Below are 22,987 nucleotides of genomic sequence, written 5' to 3' on the forward strand. Positions count from 1 at the left end.
CCGTTAGCTGCGGGTGAGCAGCTGGTCGGCGTTGTCGCGCATGATCCGTCGCTTGGTGGCGTCGTCGAGCGGGTCGAGCAGCTTGGCAAACTCGGCCGGCACGGCCAGCCCTTCGGCGTGCGGGTAATCCGAGCCCATGACCAGGCAGTCGTCGTATCCCAGGCCTGCGACGATCGCCGGGATGTCGTCCTCGGGGTACGGCACGACCCGAACATGACGCCGGAAGATCGCCGACGGTCGCTCCGTGAGCTTCCCGCCGATCCATGGTCCGTTGCGGCCCATGCCGCGGCTCTTGTCCATGTGCCGGACGAAGAACGGCACCCATTCCGCGCCGTGCTCGGCGACGAGGACATTCAGACCCGGAAATCGACCGAAGAGATTGTCGAAAATGAGGGCTGACAACGTCTCCTCGATCGGCCGCTGCCCGTAGATGTTCATCCACTGCCACGCGGACATGTGCCACGAGGCCGGGTCGGGGTCCTGGCCCCACGCGGGCGAAATCGCATTGAAGTACCAGAACGGCATGATGTGGAACACCAGGACACAGCCGGCCTCCTGCAGGCGCGCGTAAACGGGATCGAAGTACGGGTCGCCCGGCGACCGGCCGTAGGCCGGCCCCGTCGGCAGCAGCACGAACTTCGCTCCCTGCGCGATGATCGCCTCGGTCTCCGCGATCGCAGAATCCAAGTCGCGCAACGACATCAGCGCCGTCGCATAGATCTTGTCGTCGTAGTTGAAACCCCACTCTTCGTCGAACCATCGGTTGAACGAGCGCAGATTCGCATACAGTGCCGCAGTGTCGTCGACGTAGTGTTCCGCCGCCAGCGCCATACCGCTGGGATAGATGACCATCCGCTCGATGTTCTGGTCGGCCATGACGGCCAGCCGCGCGGCACGCTCGATGAATTCCGGTTGCATGGGTTGCGGCTCGTAAGACTCCTCGGGGTTGCCCGATCCCATTTGCCTGAGCATCTCCTTGAGCGAGCCTGGCCGGTAAGCGACATCCAGGCCCAAACCGCCCTCGCTGTTGAAGGTCGCGACGCGATGGCCGGCCAGGATCACCTCGACGCCGTCGGCCCCGCGTACGGTGGTGATCGCCCGGTCTCGGAACTTTTCGGGCAGATAGCGGGTGAACGCATCCCGCGTCTCGTAGCAGTGCGTATCGCAGTCGAAGATGCCGTAATCGAGTTTCGTGGTCACCGCGTCGGTCTCCTTTAGTGAGAATGTAAATTCTCTATTTCCAGAAAACATACTATCCTGGTGCGGCAATGGCCATCCCGGGCTGGATGCCCGAAGGGCTCGAGCAGCGGGCCGCGCCGGCTCGGCCGCAACCGCACCGAGGAGACATGAGACCTTCACAACCGCTGGCGGACAACAGGATCGGGCCCGCGGCAATTGGCTTGTGGATGGCCGATCCCGCGACACGGCCGAGCCGGGAGGCTGCGCGTGCCGACCGGTGAGCTCGACGAGCTCCGCGCGGTCGTTCGGGACTACCTGACGGCCACATCGCCCAGCGAGACCGTGCGCAAGTTGATGGCGACGGAAACCGGCTACGACGAGGCATCGTGGCGCCAGATGGCCGGCGAATTGGGGCTGCACGGCATCGGGGTTCCCGAGCGGTGGGGCGGGGCGGGTGCGGGCATGGCCGAACTGGCGGTGGTCTTTCAGGAAATGGGGCGCGCGTTGCTGTGCTCCCCCTTCTTCGCCACCATAGCCATGGCGGCCCAGGCCATTCTCGCCAGCGGCGATGATGCCGCGGCCGAAGAGTTCATCGCCGGCTTCGTTGACGGCTCTGCCACCGCAACGCTGATCCTCAACGGCCGCCTTGGCGCCTGGGACCCCGGTGCAGTGACGTTGCGTGCCGACCGCAGCGGCGGCGCCTACCGGGTCCACGGTGAGGCGCCGCTCGTGATCGACGGTCACACCGCGGATGTCATCCTCGCCGCGGCCAACACCGAAGCCGGCATCTCTTTGCTGGCGATTCGGGCCGGGTCAGAGGGGGTCCGCCGGACGCCGCTGGCCGGACTCGACCGCACCCGAAAATTCGCCCGGCTCGAGTTCGGCGGTGTCCGGGCGGCGCTGATCGGCCCGGAGGGGGCCGCGGCCAACTTCCTGGCACACACTTCGGACCTCGCCATCGTGGCGCTGACTGCCGAACAGGTCGGGGCCGCGCAGCGCTGCCTCGACATGGCCGTCGACTACGCCAAGCAACGGATCCAGTTCGGTCGGCCCATCGGCAGTTTCCAGGCGATCAAGCATCGGTGCGCGGACATGTTGGTTCAGGTTGAGGGTGCGCTTTCCGCCGTGACACATGCGGCCGAAGTGGCCCACACCGATGACCTGGCGGCCACCGCATCGGTCGCGAAAATGGTGTGTTCCGAGGCCTTCCTCCACGTCGCGCTCGACAACATGCGCATCCACGGCGGTATCGGCTTCACCTGGGAACACGACGCCCACCTTTTCGTCCGCCGCGCCAAGGCCACCCAGTTGATCTTCGGCGACCCGGACTACCACGCCCAACGACTGGCCACACTTGTCTCCGCAACGAAAGGACCCACGTGACCGTTTCTTTCTCTCTCGAACTGCCGACCCAGCGAGTGGAGGCGGTGGACGAGTTCGTCACCGCCGACGCCATTGCCGACATCGCGCGAGCGGCCGAGGCGAGCAGATTCGCGGCGGTCCATGTCACCGACCACCCCGCACCGGACGCGAAGTGGCTCGACCACGGCGGGCACCACGCCCTCGATCCGTTCGTCGCGTTGGCCTTCGCCGCCGCCGCAACGACCCACGTCAAGCTGCTGACCAATGTCTACATCGCCGCCTACCGCAACCCGTTCCTCGGCGCCAAATCGATTCAAAGCCTCGCGGTGTTGTCCGGGGGCCGGCTGATCCTGGGCACCGCGGCGGGATACCTGAAGCCCGAATTCAAGGCCCTGGGAGTCGATTTCGACAACCGCGGTGCCCTGCTCGATGAGGCCCTCGATGTGCTGGACAAGGTGCTGCGCGGCGAGGACCTCGCCTACGAGGGGACGTCGTTCGCCGCCCGCGGCGTCCGGCTGCGGCCGCTGCCCGTGAGTCCGCCCCCGGTCTGGGTCGGCGGCAACAGCAAGGCGGCGGTTCGCCGGGCGGTGTCACGCGCTCAGGGGTGGGCGCCGTTCAATACGTTCGGCTACGCGGCGGCCTCGCGCACAGCGGAAATCTCGACGATCGATGACCTGGCGCTCGCCATCGACTGGGCCAAGCAGTACGCGGCCGAGATCGGCCGCACCGCCCCGCTGGAGATCTGCTTCTCGGCGGGAAACCTGTTGGACGACGGTAAGTCGGCCGACGAACGTCACGCGACGATCGCGCGGCTCGAGTCCGCCGGGGTCACCTGGCTCACCATCGCGCCGGCAGGTGCCGACCGGACCGAAGCCATCGACCGTGCCCGCGCCTTCGCCGACGAGTTCATCGCCGGGTGACGCGACGTCAGGCCATCAGACTGCCGGCGGCGAATGCGTCCACGCTGATCCGGCGATGGGCGAACAGCCACCGACCGTCGACGGGTGTCAGTACGTCGCGGTAGCGGCCCCAGTGGTCGAGCCCGATGTCGGTGTGGACGGCGAAATAACTGCTGACCTCGACCCTGTCGCGGGCCACCGACCCGAACCTGATGCTGGTGACGTGGTGGCGGACATGAGTCGGCGCCCGCCGCCCCGATTGCCCCGGCTTTGTCACAGCGGCGCCCAGGCCCGCCTCGATCGCCGAGGGTCCCGTCAGCGGCCCGTCCCCCCCGGTGAACTCCAGCACGCCCTCGTCGCCGAAGCATGCCGCCAGCGCGCGAAGATCGAATCGGTCTGTGGCCGCGGTGTAGTCGGCCAACGTCTGTCGCACCGACTCCCGAACCTCGGGCTCCCACGCCTCCACCTGACCTCCTCGTTAATGACCGTTCCAGCACACGATAACGTTTATTCTCATGCCGCAACCAAGCCTTGAGGACCTGCTCGATCCGGTGACAACCGCGCTGGTGACCCAAGAGTGTCAGGGCGGGGTGATCGGGCCGCAGGCTGGCCTTCCGCTGCTCGCCGAGGAGGCCCGGCGCGAAGCCATTCCCAACATTGCCAGGCTGCTCGATGCGGCCCGGGCGGCCGGCGTGACGGTCGTGCACTGCCTGATACAGCGGCGCGCCGACGGTCGCGGTTCGAACACGAACGCCCGGTTGTTCGCGGCGGGGAAATCCTTCAGCGCCGACCTGACGCCCGGTAGCGCGGGCGCCTCGGTGCTCCCGGAATTGGGTCCACACGACTCCGACCTCGTGCTCACCCGCACCCACGGCGTCGGCCCGATGTGCGGCACCGATCTGGACTCGGTGCTGCGCAACCTGGGGATCAAAACCATTGTCGGAGTTGGTGTGTCGGTGAATATCGCGATCACCAACTTCGTCATGGATGCGGTCAACCGTGGCTATCAGTTCGTCCTACCGCGGGACGCGGTCAGCGGATACCCGCGCGAGTATGCCGATTCGATCATCGACAACACGCTGTCCCTGCTCGCCACCGTGACCGCGTCGAGCGCGGTCATCGACGTGTGGAATCCAGCGGTGTGACCTGTCGGCGGCGCCCCAGATGTGGATGTTGCGGGACGATGGTGATAACGTCGTTCTCAAATAGCGTAAATGATCATATTCGCTGCTCAGGAGGAAGGGTCACATGTCGTCCCGATCACTGCCGTATCCGGTTTTCGACATCGACAACCACATGTACGAGACGACGGACGCGCTCACGAAATACCTGCCCAAGGAGCACCGCGGGAAGGTCGGTTACGTCGAGGTCAACGGCAGGCCAAAACTGGTTGTCAAGGACCGCATCAGCCACATGATCCCCAACCCGACGTTCGCGCGGGTCGCCAGGCCGGGCAGCGCCGAGGACTACTTCCTCGGCAACAACCCCGAGGGCCTCAACTTTCGCGAGTTCATCGGCGAGGCAATGGATGTCATCCCCGCCTACCAGGCGCCCGCCCCGCGGTTGGAGCTGATGGATGAGCTGGGCCTCGACCAGTGTGTGATGTACCCGACCCTCGCCAGCCTCATCGAGGAGCGCACCACCGACGACGTCGTCCTCACCCACGCGATCATCCACGCGCTCAACGAGTGGATGCACGAGCACTGGACCTTCAACTACCACGATCGGATCTTCGCCACGCCCGTCATCTGCCTGCCGATCGTGGACGAAGCCATCAGGGAACTGCACTGGTGCCTAGAGCGCGGGATGAAGACATTCCTGGTTCGGCCCGCGCCGGTGCCCAGCCGCTTCGGCGGCTCGCGGTCCATGGGGCTGCCCGAGTTCGACCCGTTCTGGGAGGAGGTCGTCAACGCCGGCATGCCGGTCACCATGCACGCCTCGGACAGCGGCTACCAAAAACACCTCATGGAATGGGAGGGGGGCGACGAGTACCTGTCCTTCGCACCGAGCGCCCTGCGCGAGGTCGTGATGGGACATCGGGCCATCGAGGACACCCTGGCCGCGATGATCTGCCACGGCGCGCTCTCGCGCTTCCCGGATCTGAAGATCTTCTGCGTGGAGAACGGCAGCGGCTGGGTGCGCAACCTGCTCGAGCAGCTCAACACGGCGTACAAGATCATGCCGAAGGAGTTCGACGAGCACCCCGTCGAGGTGTTCAAGCGCAACATCTACATCCACCCGTTCCTCGAGGACGACATCAAGGGCATCGTCGACATCATGGGCGAGGACCACGTCATGTTCGGGTCCGACTTCCCGCACCCCGAGGGCGTCGGCGACCCGTTGAGCTTCGTCGACCGGCTGGACGGCATCCCGGACTCGGCCAAGGCGAAGATTATGGGCGGCAACGCGATCGAGCACTTGAAGGTCAAGGTCGCGGCGTGACCCAGGCGCCCGCTGGCCCCACGGTTTACGACGGGATCGCGGACTTCGAGGCTCACGTCGGCGAGCACCTTGGGTACAGCGATTGGCATCGGGTCACGCAGAAGGAGATCGATCTCTTCGCCGAGGCAACCGGTGACCATCAGTGGATCCACGTCGACCGGGAGAGGGCGGCCAGCGGTCCGTATGGCAGGACCATCGCGCACGGTTATCTGACCTTGTCGCTTGTACCCATCCTGGTGCAACAGATCTACAAAGTGACCGGACTAGCGATGCAGGTGAACTACGGCTCCGACAAGCTTCGGTTCCCCGGGCCGGTGCCGGTCGACTCTCGCATCCGGGCGGGGGCCGAACTGCTGAAGGTGGAGCGCAACGCCAAGGGGGGACGGGCCACGGTGCGCGTCACGGTCGAGGTCGAGGGCAACGACCGCCCGGCGTGTGTCGTCGACACGATCGCGGCGATGGTCGACGCCTGACCACACGACACACGCCCGCCGGGGCTGACGGCGGCGGATATCGCTACGCGTTGAGAATGCGTTGGCCGATGACGCGTTGCTCCTGCAACGCGGCGATCTCCGCATCGGACAGTCCAAGCGCTCCAAGCACCTCGGCGTTGTGCTGACCCAGTGTCGGCGCGGCGGTCCGGTGATGGTGTGCTGGGCCCGGCGAAATCTGAAATGGCCAGCCCGGAAACCTCTGTCGGCCAGTGATCGGGTGGGCCAAATCCTGATAGAAACCGCGCGCATCGAGCTGTTCGACGTCATACATCTCGTCGGCTGCAAGTAAACGCTCCGCTGGGACACGTTGTCGGACAAGCGTTGCCACCAGCTCACCGGCGGGTCGCCTGCTCGTCCAACTCGCGAGCACCTCGTCGAATTCGTCGTGGTGTTGCCGGCGAGCTTCCGCAGTCGCGAATCTCGGGTCATCGCGCAGCTCGTCACGATCGATGGCGGCCAGCAGCGCGACCCAGTCGGCGTCGTCGCGCACGGAGATCGCGATCCACTCGTCGGTGCGGGCCGTCGGATAAACGCCTTGGGCGTATTCGCGGTGCCGATTTCCCTCCCGCGGCCGCACCCTGCCCGTCAGCGAGTACTCGATCACCGGTTCGGCCGTCACCGCAGCGCCAACCTCGATTTGCGCGACCTCGATGAGCTGGCCCTCACCCGTCGACCGCCGATGCTCGAGCGCGGCCAGCAACGCCACACCCGCATGTACGCCGGCGATGGGATCGGCGGGGCCCTGCAGGTTGCACGGCGGGCCATCCGGGTAACCGGTCATCGCCGACATCCCGGATACCTGTTCGATGTTCAGTGCCCAGCCCACGTAGTCGCGCCACGGCCCTTCCAGACCGAATCCGGGCATTCGCACCATGATCACGCCGGGATTGATCTTCGCGAGGGACTCATAGTCGAGCCCGAATTGCTCGACCACGCGCGGCGAGAAGTTCTCCACCACCACGTCGGCCTCGGCGGCCAGCCGCAGGGCCAACTCGCGGCCGGCGGCGGAGTTGAGGTCCAGGGTGATATCGCGCTTGTTGAGATTCGTTCCCTGCCAAAGCGGACCCCGTTCGTACCAGTCTTCCCCTTCGCGAAGTAACGAGCCGGAGTAGCGGTGGCCGTCGGGGCGTTGGATGGATTCGACCTTCACCACGTCCGCCCCGAACGCGCCGAGGTAGCACGTCAGGTAGGCACCCGCCCAGAAGGTGCTCAGGTCGAAGACCTTCAAACCGTCGAACGGCAGGGCGACATGAGGGACGTCGCCATCCCGGCGGTGCGCACCGCGCTCGCCCCAGGCAGCCTGAGCGTCCCGTCCCAGGGCCGGAGCGGGTAACGGTGGCGGGACCGGTGTCTTCGAAAACCGAAACGGCGCTCCAGGTCTGGTGAATTGCGATGCGTCGGCCGCCGCCTCGATGAAGAACCCTCGCTCGGCGTACTGCGGACAGGCGAGTATGGTGTCGCCTTCGGTGACCGGGGCGGCGGGTATCCGCATGGCCTGACTCAGCTCGACCAGATCGGCGACGGTCATCGAATCGAGAAACGGCTGCGCCTTGGCAAAGAACTCTTCGCGCTCGGGCCCACCGAGCATGATCGCGATTTGATGCTCGCCGAACTCCGGCAACCCAACCATGGCGCACACGTCCAGCCAGTGCTGACCGGTCAGGCAGTTGATGCCGACCCAGCCATCGGCCGCCCGCACGATTCCCAGCATCGGTGCGGCTTTGGAGTTGGTCGGCAGGCCAAGGCTTTTGAGTCGAGCCGCCATCAGCATGGGGTAGGGCAGCGTCGACAGCAACGACTCGAACATCGAGACATCGACCTCGACCGGCCGGTTGGTTCCCGCGGCGGCGACTCGTAGGGCCGTCAGCGCGCCGAGCGCCGCGTACCCCCCAGCGATGTACTCCGGTATCCGGGCGCCGGCTTGCACGGGCGCTCGGCCGGGTTCACGTACATTGACCCAACCCGCCGCCGCCTGCAGCGTCAGCGGAGTCGTCACCCGATCACACAGCGGCCCCGCTTGACCGAAGCTCGAGATACGGACCACGACAAGATCCGGGTTGATCCGGCCCAAGGTTTCCGTGTCCAAGCCCCATTGCACACGCTCAGGTGCATTTGCCGGCAAGTCTTCCACGAAAACGTCCGCCCGGGAGAGCATTCCGTGGACAGCCTCGATGCGGTTCTCATCGGCGAGATCAACCGTTATGCCGTGCTTTCCGGCGTTCAGGTACGCGAATAGCCCACTGCGCTCGGGATGTGGACGGCCGGCCGGGAAGGGCCCCCATTGGCGCAGCGGGTCACCCGTCGGGGGCTCCAGTTTGCACACGTCTGCGCCAAGGTCGACGAGCAACTTAGTGCAGTAGGGACCCGCGATCTCGGAGGCCAGCTCGACGACGCGCAGACCGGCTAGAGGAAGGTTCACGCGGGTATTCCGATGGCCTTGGGCTCCATGTAAGCCCGCAGCCCCATCACGCCGCCCTCCCGACCGATTCCGCTCTGCTTGAAGCCCCCAAACGGCGCGTCCCCGGGAATCGTGCCGTTGATCGACACCTGTCCGGTCCTTATCCTCCGGGCGATGGCCACGGCGCGGTCCACGTCGCGCCCCCATACCGCGCCACCGAGCCCGTAGGCCGAGTTGTTGGCGATGGCCACCGCGTCGTCGTCGTCGCGATACCGCAACACGGTCAGCACGGGACCGAACACCTCTTCCTGCGCGATATGGGAATCGGCCGGAGCATCAGTCAATATCGTTGGCTCGAAGTAAAATCCCTTGCTCAAATCCTTCGGACGGGCTCCGCCGACGACCACCGTCGCGCCATCGGCCTCAGCCCGCTTGACGAACCCCTCTACGCGGTCGAGGTGCTCGCTGCTGATCAACGGTCCCATGGTGACCGACTGATCGACCGGATCGCCGATCACGACCCCCCGGGCGAGCGCGGCCAGCCGGTCCACCACGTCATCGTGAATCGCATCGGGCACCAGCAGCCTGCTGTTGAGGATGCAGGCCTGGCCGGCATGCATCGTGCATCCTTCGAACAACAACCGATCCAACAACTCGTCGCTGACCTCGACGTCCGGCAGCAGGATGCTCGCCGACTTGCCTCCGCACTCGAGCAAAACGCGCTTCATCGTGGTCGCCGCACCCGCCATCACATCGCGACCGACGGCCGAACTCCCGGTGAAGCTGACCATGTCGACCCTAGGATCCAACGTCAGGCTCCTGCTGGCCTCGATGCTGGTCGGCGTGACCACATTGACGACACCTGCCGGGATGTCGGTGTCTTCGTCGATGATTCTGGCCAGAGCGAGCCCGGCCAGCGGTGTCAGCGGCGACGGCTTGAGCACCAACGTGTTTCCCGCCGCCAACGCCGCCCCCAGCTTCATGACGTTGAGGGTGTGCGGGAAGTTCCACGGCGTCATGGCCGCTACCACACCGAGCGGCTCGTACCGCAACACCGTCGTGCCCGCGGCGCCCCACGCATCCATGGGCGCCTCGGCGGGTTCCGTGGCGAGTTCGGCCGCGTGACCGACCATGAATGCGGGACCCTCGACGTGAATCAACCGCTCGTTCGCCGAACATCCCCACTCGGCTTGCGCGAGGGCGTAGATCTCATCGCTTCTGGCCAGCAGCGCATCGCTGAGCTGTTGCAGGCATCGGGCGCGTTCCGTCGGCGCGGCCGATGGCCACGGGCCCGCATCGAAGGCGGCCCTGGCCGCCGCGACGGCCTGCTGGACCTGAGCAACGCTGGCGTCGGGCGCCGATCCGATCACCGTCTCGGTAGCGGGGTTGACGACGTCGTAGCGCCCGCTGTCCGGTTCGGTCCACCGCCCGCCGATGTAGTGCCCGTCAGCCTCGAGAAGGGAACGAGACCCAGCCATCATCCGCCTGCCTTTCCTGACTGCTTGCTCGCGGCGCGATGCGGGCGACGCCTTACGAGAACATACATACCTTGACCGTGTGTACACAACCCACTGCAGCGCCTCGACCAGCAAATAACGGTATTTCCGGCCATATACGCCGTGATTGACATATGACCCGGCCCTGCTGTAGACACCATGGAAACGGACATTCTTCTAAAATCTGTCCGAAGCAAGCTCGGTGTCGAGGAAGGCATGCGGTTGCCCACAACTACTGTTCCATTGCATTCACCCGACTTCTACGCCGGTGATCCTTACCCGGCCTACCGAGAGCTTCGCAACACCACCCCCGTCGTGTGGAATGACGTCACCAAGTTCTGGGCGCTGTTGAAGTATGAGGACATTCGTTATGTCTCGGGCCACCCGCTGACCTTCTCGTCGACGAAGGGCATCTCGATACCGGATCCCGCCCAACCCGAACCCGTTCAGGAGGGCAACCTGATCTTCACCGATCCCCCGCGCCACCGGCAGCTTCGTAAGCTCATCAACTCCGGCTTCACCCGCCGCCAGGTGCAGCTGCTGGAACCCAAGGTGCGCGAGATCGTGCACGGCATAGTGGACAACATCGACCCGGCGAAGACCCAGCAGTTTGCCGAGGACATCGCGTCACCCCTGCCGACGCGGTTGATCGCGGAGATGCTGGGGGCCCCGACCGAGGACTGGGAAAAGTTTCGGACGTGGTCCGACGCGGCGGTGGGCACCGCCGATCCGGACATCGAGATGGATCACCTCGTCGCGCTCGGTGAGCTCTACGAATATTTCACCAAGCTCATCGCGGCTCGCCGATCCGGTGAGATCAGTGGGCAAAACGACCTGCTGAGCATTTTGGCGGCGGCCGAGGTCGACGGCGAGCAGCTCAGCGACGCGGACCTGCTGAATTTTTCGTTCCTGTTATTGGTCGCCGGCAACGAAACCACCCGCAATCTGATCGCGTTGGGCACGCTGGCGTTGATCGACCATCCCGATCAGTTCGCGCTACTGCGGTCGAACCCGGCGGAATTGTTGCCCTGCGCGGTCGAGGAGATGCTGCGATTCACCAGCCCGGTCACCCACATGGCTCGCTGCGCCACCGAGGACGTCGAGATCCGCGGCCAGCAGATCAAGGCGGGCGACACGGTGGTCATGCTCTACGGCGCCGCCAACCGCGACGAAGAGATCTTCGGCCCTACCAGCGAAGACTTCGACATTACGCGTAACCCGAACCCCCACATCGCATTCGGTGCCGGTGAGCACGCCTGCCTTGGCGCCCAGCTGGCCCGGCTGGAGGCTCGAGTGTTCTTCGAGGTGCTCTTGGGAACGTATCCATCGATCGAACTCACCGGCGACGTGACGCGACTGCGCGCCACCATGACGCCCGGCGTGAAGAGCATGCCGGTACGACTGGGAACGAGCGGCTGATGGACTTCGACTACACACCCGAACAGGAACAGCTTCGGAAGGACTACCGGACCCGCCTCGAAGCGGTGATGACGCCGGAGCGCCGAGCCGCCGTCGCCCACCTGATGGAGGGAGGCGCCGCGATCGCCGAATGCAGGCGCGCGCTCGGTGAGGCCGGGCTGCTCGGCGTCGCCTGGCCGGTGGAATTCGGGGGCGGCGGCCTGACCGCGCTGGAGCAGTACATCTTCTCGGAAGAGGCCCGCAGGGTCAACGCCCCGCTGCCGATGATCACCCTCAACACCGTGGGGCCCACACTGATTCAGTACGGCACCGAGGAGCAGAAAGCCAAGTTTCTGCCCGCCATCCTCAAGGGCACCGTTGAATTTGCGATCGGCTACTCGGAGCCCGGGGCCGGCAGCGATCTCGCGTCGCTGCGCACCACGGCGGTGCGCGACGGCGACGAGTTCGTCATCAACGGCTCGAAAATGTTCACCAGCGGCGCCGAGTTCGCCGACTACATCTGGCTGGCCGCACGTACCGACCCGAACGCGAAGAAGCACAAGGGGATAACCCTTTTCATCGTGCCGACCGACTCGCCGGGGTTTTCCTGGAAGCCGTTGCGCACCATGCCGGGTGTGTCCACGTATTACACCTTCTACGACGACGTCCGGGTGCCCGAGAGCGCCATCGTGCTCGGCGTGAACCAGGGCTGGACGTTGGTGACCAACCAGCTGAATCTGGAACGCGCCGCGCTCGGCAACCTCGGCGCCCTGGAACCGCTGTTCAACAAGACGCTCAAATGGGCGTCGACGACGCCGCTGGACGACGGCATGGTCATCGACAAGCCCTGGGCTCAGCAGGCGCTGGCCCGCGTGGAAGCGCAGGTCGCGGCCTACCGGCTGCTCAATTTGCGCGTGAACTCGACGATGAGCGCTGGCGCACTCGGCATGGGCGAGGCTTCCGCGGCAAAGGTGTTCGGCACGGAGCTCACGCAGCAGGTTGCCCGCGAACTGCTCGAGGTTGTCGGCCAGGCCGGTACGCGTAAGGACTCGGCGGCTCCACTCAAGGGCGAGTTGGAGAGCGCATATCGCATGGCGGTCATCAACACATTCGGCGGCGGTGCCAACGAGCTTCAACGCGACATCATCGCCATGGCAGGTCTGGGGATGCCGCGCGCGCCGCGCGACATGCGGGCCGGCGCATCCTGAGAGGAAGGTACTCAGCCGTGACGGAAACAACGAAGGACCCGCTGCGCGAGCGCCTCGATGCGCTCATCGGTAAACCCATCAGTTCCGGACAGCCGGTCAAGGCGCCAGATCCCGTGAACGCGGCAATGATTCGGCATTGGGCGTACGCGCTCGACGATATGAACCCCGCCTATCTGGATCCGGAGTTCGCCGCCTCCTCCCGCTACGGTGGCCTCGTCTCGCCTCCGGTGATGCTGCAGTCGTGGACCATGGCGCCACCCAAGCTCGCAGGCATTCACGAGCGTGGCGGAGTCCCCGTCGAGCTCAAGGAGAATCCGCTGCAGTTTCTCACCGATGCCGGCTACACCGGCACGGTCGCCACCAACTCCGAGTTCGAGCTCGAGCGTTACCCCCGGGTGGGCGACGAGATCACCGCCGAAACGGTTTTCGAGACGATCTCCGACGAGAAGAAGACGGCGATGGGCCACGGCTACTTCGTCACCTGGATCACCACCTATCGCGACCAGAACGGCGAGGTGATCGGCCGCCAGCGGTTCCGCACCCTGCGATTCAAGACGGGAAACTGATGGCCACCAGACTTGCTCCGTCGATCAGTCCGGACACCGAATTCTTCTGGTCGGGCCTTCGGGACCACAAGCTGCTGATCCAGCGGTGCACGGATTGCAAGACCCTGCGGGTGCCCCCGCGCCCGATGTGCGGGAACTGTCAGTCCCTCAACTGGGATTCCGTCGAATCGACAGGCCGCGGAAAGGTTTACAGCTTTGTCATGCCGCAATATCCTCCGCTGCCGTTCCTCCAATATCCCTACGTGGTCGCCCTGATCGAGCTCGACGAAGGAGTGCGCATCGTGTCGAACCTGTGCGAAATCGAGCCCGACACCATCGAGGTCGGGTTGCCCGTCGAGGTCTTCTTCGAGAATTTCGAAGCCATCCCGAGCGGCGAAGAGCTGGTCTTGCACCAGTTCCGGCCCGCGCGCTGACAACGAGGCATCAAGCGAGCATGGACTTTACCTTCACCGAAGAACAAGAGACGGTCGGCAAGGTGGCCCGTCAACTCTTCGAGCACCGCGCCACCCCCGATGCTCTGACCGACCTGGAATCGGTCGAGGTTCGCCATGACCAAGCGCTGTGGCGCGAACTCGCTTCGTCGGACCTGCTGGGCATCGCGCTGCCCGAGTCCGTCGGCGGCAGCGGACGCGGCTTCCTCGAGCTCGGCGTGCTACTCGCCGAGGTCGGCTGGAGCGTTGCGCCCGTGCCCGTCTACGCGACCCTCCTGCTCGGCGCAGATACCATTGCGCGGCACGGTGACTCGGCTATTCATGAGCGGTACCTGCCGGGAGTGGTGGACGGCGGTACGATCCTCACAGCCGCACTCGCCGAACAGGGCAACTCCGACCCGACCGCGCCACGCACAACCGCTCGCGCCGACGGCGAGGCCTGGACCCTCGACGGCAGCAAGGAGCTCGTACCGGCGGCGCAGCTCGCCGACGCCATCGTGGTTTCGGCTCACGCCGACGACGGCCCGGCCTTGTTCGTCGTCGACGCGGCGACCGACGGCGTCACCGTGTCGCCGGTAGCCACCACCAACGGTGAGCCCTACGCGGATGTCGAACTCACTGGCGCCGTCGCGCATCGACTCAACGGAGGTGGCGCCGCGGACGCGGTCGGCTCGCTGTACACCAGGGCACTGGTCGGTTTGTGCGCGATGCAACTCGGCGTCGCCGAACGCGCGCTGAAGATCGCCGCTTCCTATACCGGCGAACGCGAGCAGTTCGGCAGACCGATCGGCTCGTTCCAAGCCGTGCAGCAACGGCTGGCCGATGCATTCATCGACGTCGAGGCGATCCGCTGGACCACCTGGCACGCCGCGTGGCTGATCGCCGAGGGTCGGCCCGCGACGCGCGAGGCCGCCATCGCCAAGTTCTGGGCGGCTGAAGCCGGAGCGCGGGTCGTGGCGTCGGCCCAGCAGGTCCACGGCGGCATTGGCATCGACGTGACTTACCCGCTCCACCGATATTTCCTGTGGGGCAAGCAGATCGAGCTCTCCCTGGGCGCGGCCCCTCTCCAGCTCGCCCGCCTGGGCGCGACCTACCCGGAAGGAACCAGATGACCTCCACCGCCGATCGCACCACCACGCTGGCGTGGGACTCGATCAATGTGGGTGACGAAGTTGCCCCGCTGGACGTTCCGGTGACCACCACGCTGATCGTCGCCGGGGCCATCGCATCCCGTGATTACATGCCGGTTCACCACGACCGGGATTTCGCGAACTCCCAAGGGTCGAAAGACATCTTCTTGAACATCCTCACGACCAATGGTCTGTGCGTGAAGTTCCTGCATGACTGGGCGGGCCCGGAGGCGATGATCAAGAAACTGTCCATCCGCCTCGGAGTACCCGCATACCCGAATGATCCGCTCCGGTTCACGGGTTCGGTCACGGACAAGTCCAAGACCGAGCGTGAAGGACTTGTCGAGGTCGCCCTCAAAGGCACCAACAGCCTCGGTGACCACGTCTCCGGGACCGCGGTGCTCAGCCTGCTCCACGGTGTGGATTCATGAGTGACGGTATCGGCGGAAAAGCCGCGCTGGCCGGTATCGGACAGACCGAGTTTTCCAAGGAATCCGGCCGCACCGAGATGCAACTGGCGTGCGAGGCGGTGCTCGCCGCGATCCGCGACGCCGGGCTGACGCCCGCAGACATCGACGGCATGGTCACCTTCAGCGTGGACGACAACGAGGAGATTGAGGTCGCCCGCAACGTCGGCATTCGGGAACTGACATTTTTCACCCGGGTTCCGCACGGCGGCGGGGCCGCCGCGGGCACCGTGATGCAGGCCGCGATGGCGGTCGCGACGGGTGCGGCGAAGGCGGTGGTGTGCTACCGCGCCTTCAACGAGCGCTCCGGCTTCCGCTTCGGCGGCGCAGGCCGCCAGCCGGGCGTGACACCGCTGTGGATGGCGCCGTACGCGCCGTTCGGCTTCATGACGCCGGCCGCGTGGGTTGCCTTGCACGCCCACCGCTACATGACGACGTACGGTGTCACCAACGCGGATTTCGGCAAGATATCCGTCATCGACCGCAAGCACGCCGCGAAGAATCCCGATGCGTGGTTCTACGGCAAGCCGATCACCCTCGAGCAGCACCAGCAATCACGGTGGATCGTCGAGCCGGTGTTGCGGCTGCTCGACTGCTGTCAGGAAAGCGACGGCGGCGTTGCCATGGTGGTGACCAGCGTCGAGAGAGCGCGAGACTTGGCCAAGCCGCCCGCCGTCATCACGGCCGCCGCTCAGGGCGCCGCCTACGACGGCGAGGTGATGACGAGTTACTACCGCGAGGACATCACTGGGCTGCCCGAGATGGGCGTCGTCGGCGACAAGCTGTGGCGGGATTCCGGGCTTAAACCACAGGATATTTCGACGGCGTTCCTCTACGACCACTTCACGCCCTTCGTCTTCACCCAACTCGAGGAGCTCGGATTCTGCGGCCGCGGCGAAGCCAAGGACTTCGTCTCGGTCGACGAGCTGTCACTCGGCGGCCGCATGCCGATCAACACCAACGGCGGCCTGCTGGGCGAGGCGTACATCCACGGCATGAACGGCGTCACCGAGGGCGTCCGTCAGGTGCGCGGCACGTCGCACAATCAGGTGGACAACGTCGAACACGTGCTAATCACTTCGGGCACCGGCGTTCCCACCAGTGGCTTGATTCTCGCCCCCGATCACTGAGCACGCAGGCGAGGAAAGCCGATGACGCAGGCTACCGCGGTCGACACCCGAGCGGCGCTCATCTCGGCCGCGTTCGCCTGCTTCCGAACGCGCGGCCTGCGCAAGACGACGATCGTCGACATCGCACGCGCCGCAGACGTGTCCAGAAGCACTTTCTACGAATACTTCCGGGACAAGGAGACGATCGTCGAGGCATGCGCGGAGGAGGCGTCACAAAGCTTCTATCGCAAGCTGGCAAAGGCGATTGACCGCGACGGCGGCAGCACCCTGGAGGAAAAGCTGGTCCGCGCAGCGGTCTTCGTTACCCAAGCCCGCCGGGTGGTGGAGCACGAGTCATATTTCGACGAAGAACAGGTCAACTTGATGTTGACCAAGAACGCGTCGACCCTAGTGCGGGAGTGCGGTGAATTTCTCGCGCCATACATCTCCGCGGCGAGGCTGACCGGTGAGGTGCGCAGCGACCTCGACGTTCGATCGGCGTCGGAGTGGTTTGCGCGAATCCTGTTGTCGTTGTTCACAACCCCGTCTCCCTATCTCGACGTGGATGACGACGCGGTGGCCGACTTCGTCCGAGCGTATGTCGTGCGGGGATTCGGCCATGAGCGGGGCAAACGAAGCAGCGCCTAGCTCCCGAGACCGCCACGCTGACGGCAGGACGATGTGCACCTAGGACCCCGCCTTGGCGCGTGCGCCGTCGAGAGACGGCACTGCGTGGCCTCCCACTCGGTCGATCTCGCGCAACAGAGGTTTCGCGGCAGCATGGATTTCGCTCATCGTCATGGCGCGTAGTGGGTGGAACCCAAGGATGAGTCGCACATGTCCCCTATCGTCAAGGACGGGCGCCGAGATGGTGGCAACCCGGAGTGCATCGCGTGCGCCGTCGCCGGATAGCAGGTTCGCCGATATGAACTCGATGCGCAGTTGGTCGACGACGGAGCGCAAGTTGTGGGGCACTGTCTCGGTAGACAGCGTTTCGATCGCGTGAGCCGCTTGCGCCAGCGCGGGAGTCATCCAATCGACGTCATATCCGCGGTCACGCGTCTGAGCCAACACTGCGCGAAGGCGCTCCGCCAGCGACGTGTCTCCGGCCGCGCCGCGCTGAATCCACGATTCCTGTTCGGTTGGGATATCCCACGCGGCGCAGGCGATCCCGAACGGCGGCGCGTAGGGGATCCGCTCGAGCGAAGCGACCGGTGTGGTAGGCCCGTCGGGACTTTCGAACGCGGTAATCACCAGTTCGTCTCCAGTGCGCTCGACCACCGAGGCCGGCGCACCGGTTGCCTCAGCGAGGCGGTGGATGGCTTCGCGAGCGACAGCCAGAAGTGGGCGCGCTGCTTCGAACCTCTCCGCGATGAGCGCAATCGTGGGGCCAAGATCAAACTTTTTGGAAATGGGATCCCTTGTCGCCCAACCGCGGTCACACAACGTCTTGAGTATGGAGTGCGCCGTGGCCTGAGAAAGGCCAAGTTCGCGAGCGACGTCGGAGAAGCGGTGACCGCCATACTCCGGCCTGCTGAGAAACTCAACGACATCGAGGACACGCTCGGCCGGTGCTGACGTGACACCGCGCATCTTGACTCCTCTCGCGCCGCATTCTACGGTCGACTCAGTATTCCGATGAATAATTCTCCAATAGTAGAGAATATCGCATGAGGATGTGAGAGCCGGTGCGTGCCGTAGTGCTGCGAGGCGGGGAGCTTACGGTCCGCGAGACTGCCGATCCCGTTCCCGGGCAGGGCGATTTGCTGCTCAAGACCCTCAGCACCGCGATCTGTGCGTCCGACGTGCACTACATGGACCATCCGGAATTGGCGATCGACGATCCGACGGGTCGGTCGCTCTACGACCCTGACCGCGACGTTGTCTTGGGGCACGAGTTCGTCGGTGAAGTGATCGGCCACGGCCCTGGATGCGGCGAAGCCTTCCCGATCGGGGCCAGGGTGACGTCGATGCCGATCCGGTTGGTCGACGGCGGCGCCGGGGGTCTACGCATTATCGGACAGCACCCCGAGGCGCAGGGCAGTTTCGGAGAGTTGCTTGTGGTACCCGAGGCAACCGCAAGGGTGATAGAGGGCCCGGTGTCCAGCGATGCGGTCGCCGTGGTCGACGCCTTCGCGGTCGGCGAGTTTTATGTCCGCGCCTCGAATCTGCAGCCCGGCGAGATCCCGATCGTCGTCGGCGCGGGCGCCATCGGGCTGTCGGCGGTCGCTGCGCTCAGCGCGCGCGGGGTTGATCCGATCATCGTGTCCGACTTCAGCGCCGACCGCCGCGAACTGGCCCAGTCCGGGTTCGGCGCGCATGTTCTGGTCGATCCGGCAAAGCAGTCGGTGTTCGACGCCTTCCGCACGTTGCGCGCCGAACGCCACATGAACGGCTCCGCCGTGGTGTTCGAATGCGTTGGCGCTGCGGGTCTCATCGACAGCATCGTCGCGGAGGCGGAGTTCTCATCACGCATTTACTGCGCGGGTGGCTGGTACACCGGCGACACCCTCGACATCACCAAAGCCACCCGAAACGGCCTCACTCTCCAGTTCGGTGGAGGACCGCTCCCGCAGGACTGGTACGGCGTTCTGGATGCGGTCGTCGAGGGGAAGCTGAACCCACTGCCCAGCGTCGGCAAGATCATCGGCCTCGACGAGGTGCCCGCGGCGCTGGCGGCGGCGCGGCGATCCGAAGGCCCACCCCGCGTCGTGATCCACCCGAACGGTGACCTCTGATGTCGGACCGCGACGACATTTTCGACCTCACAGTCCGGTATGCAACGGCAATCGACAGCCGGCAATACTGGCTTCTCACGACAGTCTTCTCCGAGGATGCGCGCATCGACTACGGTGTGGTCGGCCAGTGGACCGGTGGCGCAGAGGTTGCGCGGTTTATGGAGGCAGCGCACGTCGGTGCGGCGCACACGATCCATCGAATGACCAACCAGGCCATCGCAATAGACACCGACACCGCGACGATCCGCACCTGCGTCGACGCACTGATCCTGATGGAGGACGGCTCGGGCGCGAACCCCGTCGGTTATTACGACGACCACGCCGTACGGACGCCAGACGGTTGGCGGATCGACCGCCGTACCTACACCTCGGTTCGGCTCGCTGCGGTGCCGGGCGCCCATGGGTGACATCGCACGGAGGTACGGACCGTGGGCGGTGATCGTCGGCGCGTCCGACGGATGCGGCGCCTTGTTCGCCGAGAGGTTGGCGCAGGAAGGAGTGAACGTTGCGCTCGTCGCTCGTCGCCAACGCGTGCTCGACACGGTAGCCGAGGCGATTCACGAGCGCACCGGTGTCAAAACCCGGACGCTCGCCATCGATCTCACCGAGCCCGACGCTGCACAGTCCATCATCGACGCCACCGCAGACCTCGAGGTCGGCATGCTGGTGTACTGCGCCGGCGGGGATCCGAACTACCAGCCTTTTCTTGCCAATCCGGTATCGACAGCCGAAGCCCTGCTGCAACGCAACTGCCTGGTGCTGATGCGGTTGTGTCACCACTTCTCGGGCCTCATGGTCGAGCGAGGACGCGGCGGCATCGTGAACTTTACTTCTGGTGCTGCGCTGGCCGGTGGCCGAAACATGGTGGCATACGGAGGAACCAAAGCCTTCGACATGGTTTTCACTGAGGGGCTGTGGGCGGAGTTGCACGACAAGGGCGTGGACGTCCTGGGTCTGGTCCTCGGCATGACCGACACACCGGCTCTGCGGCAACTGGAGTTCGAGCGCGGCCGACTGAACTCCGTCGACGAGGTTCCCCAAGGTGCGGTGACCGCCGCGAGCGTGGTGGACGAGGCGTTCGCCAACCTCGGCAACGGACCGACGATCGCCACGGGCGATGACGTCCGGATGGCATTTGAACTTTTCAAATCCATGACACGCAACGAAGTGGTTCGAATGATCATGCAGGTCAGCGCCGAAGTCATGGGTTCCGACGCACGGCAGCCCGGTTAGCGGCGACCGTGTTCACCCTTCGCTTCGACATGCGAGCGCCCACCATCGGAGCGCCGGCCACCGAGTTATACGCCGCCGCCAGCGAGATGTCGGCATGGGCCGAGCAGCATGGCTGTGTCGCCGTCGTGCTGTGCGAACACCACTGCGCAGACGACGGCTATCTGCCGTCGCCGTTACTGCTCGGCGCGGCCATTGCCGCTCGCACGAAGCAGCTGATGCTGAACCTGACAATTCTGCTGCCCTTCTACGATCCGGCACGGCTGGCCGAGGACATCGCCGTGCTGGATCACATCAGCGCGGGCAGAGCCACCTACGTCTTCGGAATCGGATATCGCGCTGAGGAATACGCTCACTTCGGGCTCTCGATGTCCGACCGCGGCAGGCTGGCGGACGAGAAGCTCGGCGTGTTACGCCGCCTCCTCGCGGGCGAAGAGATCGAACACGGCGGCAGACGAATGAAGGTCACCCCGCGGCCGCGCACGCCGGAAGGCCCCATGATGAGCTGGGGCGGCGCCAGCCTGGCAGCCGCGCGGCGCGCTGGACGTAACGGTCTCGGCTTGATCGCCAACGGCGGGGTGCCAGGAATGCGGGAAGCTTACGAAAAAGCATGTCGCGACAACGGCTTCGAACCCGGCTTTGTCGTCATCCCCAAGCGTGACGCGGCGACCAACTGCTTCGTGGCCGACGATGTCGACGCGGCGTGGGACGAGATCGGCAAGTACCTCCTGCACGATGCAATGGCCTACTCGGAATGGAATCCCGACAACGCGGTGTCCGCCAACATCACCACCGCCAAGACCATCGACGAGCTGCGCAACACGTCGTCACATGTGATCCTCTCGGTCGACGAAGCGCGCCAGCGGGTCTCAGCAGGTGAAATGTTCAACATTTCGCCACTGTGCGGGGGGATACCGCCCGCGATCGCATGGCCTTATTTGAAGAGATTCGCCGGGCTGCACTAGTCGAAAGGACATGAGATGAACCGGGCCCGGGTGGCGCTACACGACAGGATCGCCTTCGCGAAGTGGGAGGGCTATCCGAAACCGATTGAGACGGCCAGTTCTGAGCAGTCCGTGACGGTCTTTACGCGGGCGCGGAGAAAGTGAGGCGCTGAACGGATCGGGCACATGACCCAAGGTCACGTGGCGCACATCGAAAGGTATTGAGCCGAAATGAACGATCAAACCGGTACTTCTGCAAGATCCGTTCACTTCGATCCCTTCTCGGATGAGTTCTTCAGCGATCCATTCGAGACTTACCGCCTGCTGCGCGATCGGGCGCCGGTCTATTACAGCACTCAGTACGACTTCTGGGCCCTTTCCCGCTATGAGGATGTGGCGAGCGCAATGCGTGATCACGAAAAGTATTCCTCCGCAAAGGGTGTGACCCTCGATCACTTCATCGATCCTGACGCGATGATCCCTGAAGGCGTGATCATCATGATGGACCCCCCACAGCACACCAGAATGCGGTCGCTGGTGAATAAGGTGTTCACCCCACGTGCGATCGCGAAGCTCGAACCGATGATCCGGAAGGTGATCGACACAATCGCGCAAACCATCGATGTGAGGTCGTTCGACATGGTCGAGGACTTCTCGGCGCTGTTCCCCGTCGAGATCATCACCACGATGTTGGGGGTGCCGCCGGACGGTCGCCAGCAGATCCGGCACTGGCTCGACGCACTGCTGGAACGCGAGCCCGGAAACGTCAGCACGACGCCGCACGGCCGCAACGCGGCGGTGACCATGTGGAGGTATTACTACGACCTTGTCGTCGAGAAACGCGCCAACCCGCAAGACGACATGATCTCGCGGCTCACCCAGGTCGAGGTCGAACGCGATGACGGCGCCATGACCCGCCTCGACGACATGGAGATTTCAGCCTTCGCGTCGTTACTCGGCGGTGCGGGCGCGGAGACGGTGACCAAGCTGGTCGCCAGCGCCGCAGTCGTGTTCGGGCGACACCAAGACCAATGGCAGGCACTTAGGCGAGACCGGAGCCTCATCCCCGCCGCGTTCGAAGAACTGCTGCGTTACGAGGGGCCATCGCAATACGACATCCGCTGGAGCAAAGTCGATGTCGAGCTTCACGGCACGGTGATACCCAAGCACAAGCCGGTGATGCTCATCAATGGTTCGGCCACCAGGGATGAGCGTGCTTTCGTCGATCCAGATCGCTTCGACATCAATCGCCGGCACTCCGGCCACAATCTGGGATTCGGCTACGGAATACATAGCTGTCTCGGCGCGGCACTGGCACGCATGGAGGGGCGCATTGCCATCGATGCCCTGTTGGACCTCATCCCCGAGTATGAGGTAGACGTCGCGGGCCTGCAACGAGTCAAGATGCCGAATGTCTTCGGCTGGGGCCGCGTGCCCGTGCGTGCGGTCGCGCAATGATCTGTCCTAACGATGAATTCGCATCTGTCACATAGGAG

The 22,987-nt window shown here is 64.9% G+C and carries 23 protein-coding genes; 18 read left to right on the forward strand and 5 right to left on the reverse strand.

Annotated features, from left to right (window positions below):
* Positions 1-3: 3 nt before the first annotated feature.
* On the reverse strand, positions 4-1,200 hold the full coding sequence (locus tag G6N51_RS09995; RefSeq protein WP_083169049.1) for an amidohydrolase family protein: 1,197 nt from the start codon (positions 1,198-1,200) through the stop codon (positions 4-6).
* A gap of 246 nt (positions 1,201-1,446) precedes the next feature.
* On the opposite strand from G6N51_RS09995, the gene G6N51_RS10000 reads away from it, so the two are divergent.
* Both G6N51_RS10000 and G6N51_RS10005 read left to right on the forward strand, forming a co-directional pair.
* The gene (locus G6N51_RS10000; protein ID WP_083169047.1) at positions 1,447-2,562 is read left to right on the forward strand and encodes an acyl-CoA dehydrogenase family protein; all 1,116 of its coding nucleotides are present in this window, start codon (positions 1,447-1,449) and stop codon (positions 2,560-2,562) included.
* A complete protein-coding gene (locus tag G6N51_RS10005) occupies positions 2,559-3,461 on the forward strand; it encodes a TIGR03619 family F420-dependent LLM class oxidoreductase (RefSeq protein ID WP_083169044.1) in 903 nt (300 codons plus the stop codon). Before G6N51_RS10000 ends, G6N51_RS10005 begins: the two co-directional genes overlap by 4 nt.
* A 7-nt stretch (positions 3,462-3,468) precedes the next feature.
* Here the strand turns inward: G6N51_RS10005 and G6N51_RS10010 are convergent, their stop codons facing one another.
* The gene (locus G6N51_RS10010) at positions 3,469-3,906 is read right to left on the reverse strand and encodes a nuclear transport factor 2 family protein (protein ID WP_083169041.1); all 438 of its coding nucleotides are present in this window, start codon (positions 3,904-3,906) and stop codon (positions 3,469-3,471) included.
* Between the two features lie 49 nt (positions 3,907-3,955).
* Between G6N51_RS10010 and G6N51_RS10015 the strand changes: the two genes are divergently transcribed.
* The 3 genes from G6N51_RS10015 to G6N51_RS10025 all read left to right on the forward strand — a co-directional run bounded on the left by G6N51_RS10015 (position 3,956) and on the right by G6N51_RS10025 (position 6,355).
* Positions 3,956-4,585, forward strand: a complete 630-nt coding sequence (locus G6N51_RS10015) for a cysteine hydrolase (protein WP_083169039.1) — start codon at positions 3,956-3,958, stop codon at positions 4,583-4,585.
* Positions 4,586-4,688: 103 nt separating this feature from the next.
* Positions 4,689-5,882 carry an amidohydrolase family protein gene (locus G6N51_RS10020; protein ID WP_083169036.1) on the forward strand — a complete coding sequence of 398 codons (1,194 nt, stop codon included), beginning with the start codon at positions 4,689-4,691 and terminating at the stop codon, positions 5,880-5,882.
* Positions 5,879-6,355: a MaoC family dehydratase gene (locus G6N51_RS10025; RefSeq protein ID WP_083169033.1), complete on the forward strand. Its 477-nt coding sequence runs from the start codon at positions 5,879-5,881 to the stop codon at positions 6,353-6,355. The genes G6N51_RS10020 and G6N51_RS10025 overlap by 4 nt, the downstream gene beginning before the upstream one ends.
* Before the next feature lie 43 nt (positions 6,356-6,398).
* Here the strand turns inward: G6N51_RS10025 and G6N51_RS10030 are convergent, their stop codons facing one another.
* Positions 6,399-8,795 carry a CaiB/BaiF CoA transferase family protein gene (locus G6N51_RS10030; protein WP_083169030.1) on the reverse strand — a complete coding sequence of 799 codons (2,397 nt, stop codon included), beginning with the start codon at positions 8,793-8,795 and terminating at the stop codon, positions 6,399-6,401.
* The gene (locus tag G6N51_RS10035) at positions 8,792-10,252 is read right to left on the reverse strand and encodes an aldehyde dehydrogenase family protein (protein WP_083169249.1); all 1,461 of its coding nucleotides are present in this window, start codon (positions 10,250-10,252) and stop codon (positions 8,792-8,794) included. Before G6N51_RS10035 ends, G6N51_RS10030 begins: the two co-directional genes overlap by 4 nt.
* Positions 10,253-10,486: 234 nt before the next feature.
* On the opposite strand from G6N51_RS10035, the gene G6N51_RS10040 reads away from it, so the two are divergent.
* Genes G6N51_RS10040 through G6N51_RS10075 form a run of 8 tightly spaced genes read left to right on the forward strand, consistent with a single transcriptional unit; the run spans position 10,487 to position 17,227 of the window.
* A complete protein-coding gene (locus tag G6N51_RS10040) occupies positions 10,487-11,689 on the forward strand; it encodes a cytochrome P450 (protein ID WP_167528579.1) in 1,203 nt (400 codons plus the stop codon).
* Positions 11,689-12,876 carry an acyl-CoA dehydrogenase family protein gene (locus tag G6N51_RS10045; protein ID WP_083169024.1) on the forward strand — a complete coding sequence of 396 codons (1,188 nt, stop codon included), beginning with the start codon at positions 11,689-11,691 and terminating at the stop codon, positions 12,874-12,876. The genes G6N51_RS10040 and G6N51_RS10045 overlap by 1 nt, the downstream gene beginning before the upstream one ends.
* A gap of 17 nt (positions 12,877-12,893) precedes the next feature.
* Positions 12,894-13,442: an FAS1-like dehydratase domain-containing protein gene (locus G6N51_RS10050; protein WP_083169021.1), complete on the forward strand. Its 549-nt coding sequence runs from the start codon at positions 12,894-12,896 to the stop codon at positions 13,440-13,442.
* Complete coding sequence (locus G6N51_RS10055) at positions 13,442-13,855, forward strand: Zn-ribbon domain-containing OB-fold protein (RefSeq protein WP_083169018.1); 414 nt, start codon at positions 13,442-13,444, stop codon at positions 13,853-13,855. Before G6N51_RS10050 ends, G6N51_RS10055 begins: the two co-directional genes overlap by 1 nt.
* A gap of 20 nt (positions 13,856-13,875) precedes the next feature.
* Positions 13,876-14,985: an acyl-CoA dehydrogenase family protein gene (locus G6N51_RS10060; RefSeq protein WP_083169015.1), complete on the forward strand. Its 1,110-nt coding sequence runs from the start codon at positions 13,876-13,878 to the stop codon at positions 14,983-14,985.
* Positions 14,982-15,434 (forward strand): MaoC family dehydratase, encoded by a 453-nt coding sequence (locus tag G6N51_RS10065; RefSeq protein ID WP_083169012.1) that lies wholly within the window; start codon positions 14,982-14,984, stop codon positions 15,432-15,434. The genes G6N51_RS10060 and G6N51_RS10065 overlap by 4 nt, the downstream gene beginning before the upstream one ends.
* Positions 15,431-16,600: a lipid-transfer protein gene (locus G6N51_RS10070; protein ID WP_083169009.1), complete on the forward strand. Its 1,170-nt coding sequence runs from the start codon at positions 15,431-15,433 to the stop codon at positions 16,598-16,600. The genes G6N51_RS10065 and G6N51_RS10070 overlap by 4 nt, the downstream gene beginning before the upstream one ends.
* Positions 16,601-16,621: 21 nt before the next feature.
* Positions 16,622-17,227 (forward strand): TetR/AcrR family transcriptional regulator, encoded by a 606-nt coding sequence (locus G6N51_RS10075; RefSeq protein ID WP_083169006.1) that lies wholly within the window; start codon positions 16,622-16,624, stop codon positions 17,225-17,227.
* A 39-nt stretch (positions 17,228-17,266) separates the two neighbouring features.
* Here G6N51_RS10075 and G6N51_RS10080 read toward each other — a convergent pair whose 3' ends face one another.
* Positions 17,267-18,172 (reverse strand): helix-turn-helix domain-containing protein, encoded by a 906-nt coding sequence (locus G6N51_RS10080; RefSeq protein ID WP_083169003.1) that lies wholly within the window; start codon positions 18,170-18,172, stop codon positions 17,267-17,269.
* A gap of 95 nt (positions 18,173-18,267) precedes the next feature.
* On the opposite strand from G6N51_RS10080, the gene G6N51_RS10085 reads away from it, so the two are divergent.
* From G6N51_RS10085 to G6N51_RS10105, 5 genes are all read left to right on the forward strand, one after another.
* Positions 18,268-19,317, forward strand: coding sequence for a zinc-binding dehydrogenase (locus G6N51_RS10085; protein WP_083169001.1), 1,050 nt, complete (start codon positions 18,268-18,270; stop codon positions 19,315-19,317).
* The gene (locus tag G6N51_RS10090; RefSeq protein ID WP_083168998.1) at positions 19,317-19,724 is read left to right on the forward strand and encodes a nuclear transport factor 2 family protein; all 408 of its coding nucleotides are present in this window, start codon (positions 19,317-19,319) and stop codon (positions 19,722-19,724) included. The genes G6N51_RS10085 and G6N51_RS10090 overlap by 1 nt, the downstream gene beginning before the upstream one ends.
* Positions 19,717-20,550 (forward strand): SDR family NAD(P)-dependent oxidoreductase, encoded by an 834-nt coding sequence (locus G6N51_RS10095; RefSeq protein ID WP_083168995.1) that lies wholly within the window; start codon positions 19,717-19,719, stop codon positions 20,548-20,550. The genes G6N51_RS10090 and G6N51_RS10095 overlap by 8 nt, the downstream gene beginning before the upstream one ends.
* A gap of 8 nt (positions 20,551-20,558) precedes the next feature.
* The gene (locus G6N51_RS10100; protein ID WP_083168993.1) at positions 20,559-21,512 is read left to right on the forward strand and encodes an LLM class flavin-dependent oxidoreductase; all 954 of its coding nucleotides are present in this window, start codon (positions 20,559-20,561) and stop codon (positions 21,510-21,512) included.
* 210 nt (positions 21,513-21,722) lie between these two features.
* Positions 21,723-22,949 carry a cytochrome P450 gene (locus tag G6N51_RS10105; RefSeq protein WP_083168990.1) on the forward strand — a complete coding sequence of 409 codons (1,227 nt, stop codon included), beginning with the start codon at positions 21,723-21,725 and terminating at the stop codon, positions 22,947-22,949.
* Positions 22,950-22,987: the final 38 nt, after the last annotated feature.

It is taken from the genome of Mycobacterium paraseoulense, from assembly GCF_010731655.1.
Taxonomy (GTDB): Bacteria; Actinomycetota; Actinomycetes; order Mycobacteriales; family Mycobacteriaceae; genus Mycobacterium; species Mycobacterium paraseoulense.